Annotated in this window: 5 protein-coding genes and 1 pseudogene; 5 read left to right on the top strand and 1 reads right to left on the bottom strand. The window is 73.7% G+C overall.

The genetic code is table 11. The annotated features are described in order from the left end of the window. A pseudogene (locus JNW89_RS29920) lies at positions 1-667 on the top strand (ABC transporter permease); the annotation flags it as partial. Positions 668-722: 55 nt separating this feature from the next. Here the strand turns inward: JNW89_RS29920 and JNW89_RS29925 are convergent. Continuing rightward, positions 723-1,055, bottom strand: a complete 333-nt coding sequence (locus tag JNW89_RS29925) for an STAS domain-containing protein (RefSeq protein WP_238451628.1) — start codon at positions 1,053-1,055, stop codon at positions 723-725. A 142-nt stretch (positions 1,056-1,197) separates the two neighbouring features. Here JNW89_RS29925 and hemL point away from each other — a divergent pair, with 142 nt between their 5' ends. From hemL to JNW89_RS29945, 4 genes are all read left to right on the top strand, one after another. After that, positions 1,198-2,535 (top strand): glutamate-1-semialdehyde 2,1-aminomutase, encoded by a 1,338-nt coding sequence (gene hemL / locus JNW89_RS29930; protein WP_238451629.1) that lies wholly within the window; start codon positions 1,198-1,200, stop codon positions 2,533-2,535. 5 nt (positions 2,536-2,540) lie between these two features. Further along, on the top strand, positions 2,541-3,188 hold the full coding sequence (locus tag JNW89_RS29935) for a histidine phosphatase family protein (RefSeq protein ID WP_238451630.1): 648 nt from the start codon (positions 2,541-2,543) through the stop codon (positions 3,186-3,188). Further along, positions 3,188-3,760: a TlpA disulfide reductase family protein gene (locus JNW89_RS29940; protein ID WP_088959331.1), complete on the top strand. Its 573-nt coding sequence runs from the start codon at positions 3,188-3,190 to the stop codon at positions 3,758-3,760. Before JNW89_RS29935 ends, JNW89_RS29940 begins: the two co-directional genes overlap by 1 nt. After that, positions 3,760-3,947 (top strand): cytochrome c biogenesis protein CcdA (locus JNW89_RS29945; RefSeq protein WP_238451631.1); only part of this gene is annotated, 188 nt, incomplete at its 3' end. The genes JNW89_RS29940 and JNW89_RS29945, both read left to right, overlap by 1 nt.

Raw genomic sequence — 3,947 nt, forward strand, 5'->3', positions numbered from 1 at the left:
CGCGGCCGAGGCGGCCGGCAGGTCGGTCGAGGGCAACGCCCAGCTCGAGGAGATCATGGCCCGGTTGGGCGGTTCGTCAGCGCTCGCCGAGGCGTACCTGGGCAGCACGCTCGCCTTCGTCGGCCTGGCCGCCGCCGGCTACGGCATCGCGGCCGCGCTGCGGATGCGTACGGAGGAGGCGGCCGGTCGGGCGGAGCCGCTGCTGGCCACCGGGGTGCACCGGTCCCGCTGGCTCGCCTCGCACCTGCTTTTCGCCCTGGTCGGGCCGGTGGTGGTGCTGGCCGTCGCCGGGCTCGCCACCGGGCTCACCTACGGGCTGAGCGTGGGTGACGTGCCGGGCCAGCTGCCCCGGATGCTCGGCACGGGCCTGGCCCAGGTGCCGGCGGCCTGGGTGCTGGCCGGCCTGGCGGTGCTGCTCTACGGGCTGCTGCCCCGGTTCGCGCCGGTGGCCTGGGGGGTGCTCGTGGTCTGCATTCTGCTCGGGCAGCTCGGCGCGGTGCTGGAGCTGAGCCAGGGGCTGCTGGATGTCTCCCCGTTCACCCACACCCCGCAGGTGCTCGGCGGCTCGTGGAGCGCCACCCCGCTGCTGGCCCTCACCGCCCTGGCCGTCCTGCTGGCCGGGACCGGCCTGACCGGCTTCCGCCGCCGCGACGTCCCCACCATCTGACCCGGTCGTGAGGTGGGCGGCGGCTGAGCCGTCCACCTCACGGTCGCGGCGACGGTCAGGGGGCGGTCTCGTTGCGGATCATCAGGGCGGAGCGCAGCCCAGTGATGTCCAGGACGCGGAGCAGGAAGTCACCGACGTTGCTGAGCACCAGCAGGGTCCGCGCGTGGCTGGCCTTGCGGCTGAGCACGACCAGGGTGCCGAGCCCCTGGGAGTCGCAGAACGTGACGCCGCCCAGGTCGAGCACGATCCGCGGCGGCGGGTCGGCCAGCACCTCGTTGACGACGGCCGACAGCTGGCCGGCCGTGAGCATGTCGATCTCACCGGCCAGGCGAAGCACCACTTCATCGCCTGTCCGGTGTACCGTGATGGACAGTTCGGCACGATCCACCCGGTCAGCCTATCGCGATCTCGACGCCCTGGCCCGGTGAGACCTCTTCGGTCGCCGGGCGCGCGCACCGGGGGTGAGTCTGGTAACCCCGCCCCGGGGTGGCTGCCGATTGGCCGTCCGGCGCTGACACAATGGCGACATCGTGACCGACATATTTTCCGCCGGATCCGGCCGCTACCCGGCCGACGCGCCGGCCTCCGAGGCCCTGTTCGACCGCGCCAAGGCCATCGTGCCGGGCGGGGTGAACTCCCCCGTGCGCGCCTTCCGGGCCGTCGGTGGCACCCCGCGCTTCATGGTCCGGGGGGAGGGCCCCTGGCTCTACGACGCCGACGGCCGGCGCTACGTCGACCTGGTCTGCTCCTGGGGCCCGCTGATCCTCGGTCACGCCCATCCCGAGGTGGTCGAGGCCATCCGGGAGGCCGCCGGCAAGGGCACCAGCTTCGGCACGCCGACGCCGGGCGAGGTCGAGCTGGCCGCCGAGATCGTCGACCGCACCCCGGTCGAGCAGGTCCGGCTGGTCAACTCCGGCACCGAGGCCACCATGTCGGCGATCCGGCTGGCCCGCGGCTTCACGGGCCGTTCGAAGATCATCAAGTTCTCCGGCTGCTACCACGGCCACTCCGACGGGCTGCTCGCCGCCGCCGGCTCCGGCGTGGCCACCCTCGGTCTGCCCGACTCGCCCGGCGTTACCGGCGCGGCGGCGAGCGACACCATCGTGCTGCCGTACAACGACATCACGGCGGTGGAGAAGGTCTTCGCCGACGAGGGCCGGCACATCGCCGCGGTGATCACCGAGGCCGCCGCCGGCAACATGGGCGTGGTCGCCCCGCGCGACGGCTTCAACCAGCGGCTCGCCGCGATCGCCCACGCCGAGGGCGCGCTGCTCATCGTCGACGAGGTGATGACCGGGTTCCGGGTCTCCCGCGCCGGTTGGCACGGGCTCGACCCGTCCGAGGCCGACCTGTGGACGTACGGGAAGGTCATGGGCGGTGGACTGCCCGCCGCCGCGTTCGGCGGGCGCACCGAGATCATGGCCCGACTGGCCCCCGCCGGCCCGGTCTACCAAGCGGGCACGCTCTCCGGTAACCCGCTGGCCTGCGCCGCCGGCCTGGCCACCCTGCGGCTCGCCGACGACGCGCTCTACCGCCGGCTCGACTCCACGGCCGCCACCGTGGGCCGGCTCGCCGCCGACGCGCTGGGCGCCGCCGGGGTCCCGCACCGGCTGTCGTCCGCGGGCAACATGTTCTCGATCTTCTTCACCGACGCCGAGGTGCGCGACTACGACAGCGCCCGCACCCAGCAGGTGCCCGCCTTCAAGGCGTTCTTCCACGCGATGCTCGCCGCCGGCGTCTACCTGCCGCCGAGCGCGTTCGAGTCGTGGTTCGTCTCGGCGGCGATCGACGACGCCGCACTGGAGCAGATCGCGGCCGCGCTGCCGACGGCGGCGAACGCGGCGGCAGCGGCGGGCCACGGGGGGTAGGGAACGTGAGCGCAACGGTTGTCCACGTGCTGCGGCACGGTGAGGTGCACAACCCGGACCAGATCCTGTACGGGCGGCTGCCCGGCTTCCGCCTGTCGGAGCTGGGCATCCAGATGGCGAAGGCGGCGGCGCAGGCGCTCGCCGAGCGGGAGATCGTGCACGTGGTGGCGAGTCCGCTGGAGCGCGCTCAGCAGACCGCCGAGCCGATCGCCGCCCAGTTCGGGCTCCCCGTCGGGGTCGACGAGCGGCTGATCGAGAGCGCCAACTGGTTCGAGGGCAAGAAGGTCTCGCCGGGCGACGGCTCGTTCCGCGACCCGCGCAACTGGTGGGTGCTGCGCGACCCGGTCACCCCCTCCTGGGGCGAGGCGTACCAGGCCATCGCCGAGCGGATGTTCGCCGCGCTGCACGCCGCCCGGGTCGCCGCCGAGGGGCGCGAGGCCGTCCTGGTCTCCCACCAGCTGCCGATCTGGACGCTGCGCCGCCACGTCGAGCGAAAGCGGCTCTGGCACGACCCGCGCCGCCGGCAGTGCGGCCTGGCCAGCCTCACCTCGTTCCACTTCGACGGCGCGAAGGTCACCGGGATCGGCTACAGCGAGCCCGCCGCGCACCTGATCGCGATGTCGACGACAGCCCGGACGGCCAAGGGGGCCTGATGCGTTCCCGGAGGCCGATCGCCGTCCTGCTCGCCGCCGTCACCGCCGGGACGGCGCTGGTCGGCTGCTCCGCCGAGAACGGGGAGAGCCGCTGCGCCAACGACGGCGGCATCGTCGCGTGCGCGCCGGACCAGCGCTCGGCCGCCCCGAAGATCGCCGGTGAGCTGCTCACCGGCGGCCGGTACGACGTCGCCGAGGCCCGTGGCCAGGTGGTCGTGCTCAACTTCTGGGGTTCGTGGTGCGCGCCGTGTCGGGCCGAGGCCGACGACCTGGAGGCCACCTACCAGGCCACCAAGGCCGCCGGGGTGACCTTCCTCGGCATCAACGTGCAGGACAGCAGAGACAAGGCGGTCGCCTTCGAGGAGGGCCGGGTCACCTACCCGAGCCTGTTCGACCCGGCGAGCCGGCTGGCGCTGGCCCTGGAGATCCCGCCGAACACCGTCCCGGCGACCGTCGTGCTCGACCGCGACGGCCGGGTCGCCACCGTGATCCGGGCGGCCGTCAAGCAGGACGGCCTGCAACCGATCGTCGAGCGGATCGCGGCCGAGCAGCCGGCCGCCGGTTCCCGCTGATGGGCGAGACGTTCCGCCAGGTCGCCGAGTCGGGTCCGCTGCTGCTGGCGATCGGAGCGGCAGCGCTCGCCGGGCTGGTCAGCTTCCTCTCCCCGTGCGTGCTGCCGCTGATGCCCGGCTATCTGTCGTACGTGACCGGGCTCGCCGGCGCGGACCTGGAGGGGCGGGCGCGCTCCGAGGAGTCCCC

Source organism: Micromonospora sp. 4G55, assembly GCF_016803375.1.

Coding starts and splice junctions, on each gene's coding strand:
- JNW89_RS29940 (WP_088959331.1), top strand. CDS start 3,188: ATGCGTTCCCGGAGGCCGATCGCCGTCCTGCTCGCCGCCGTCACCGCC.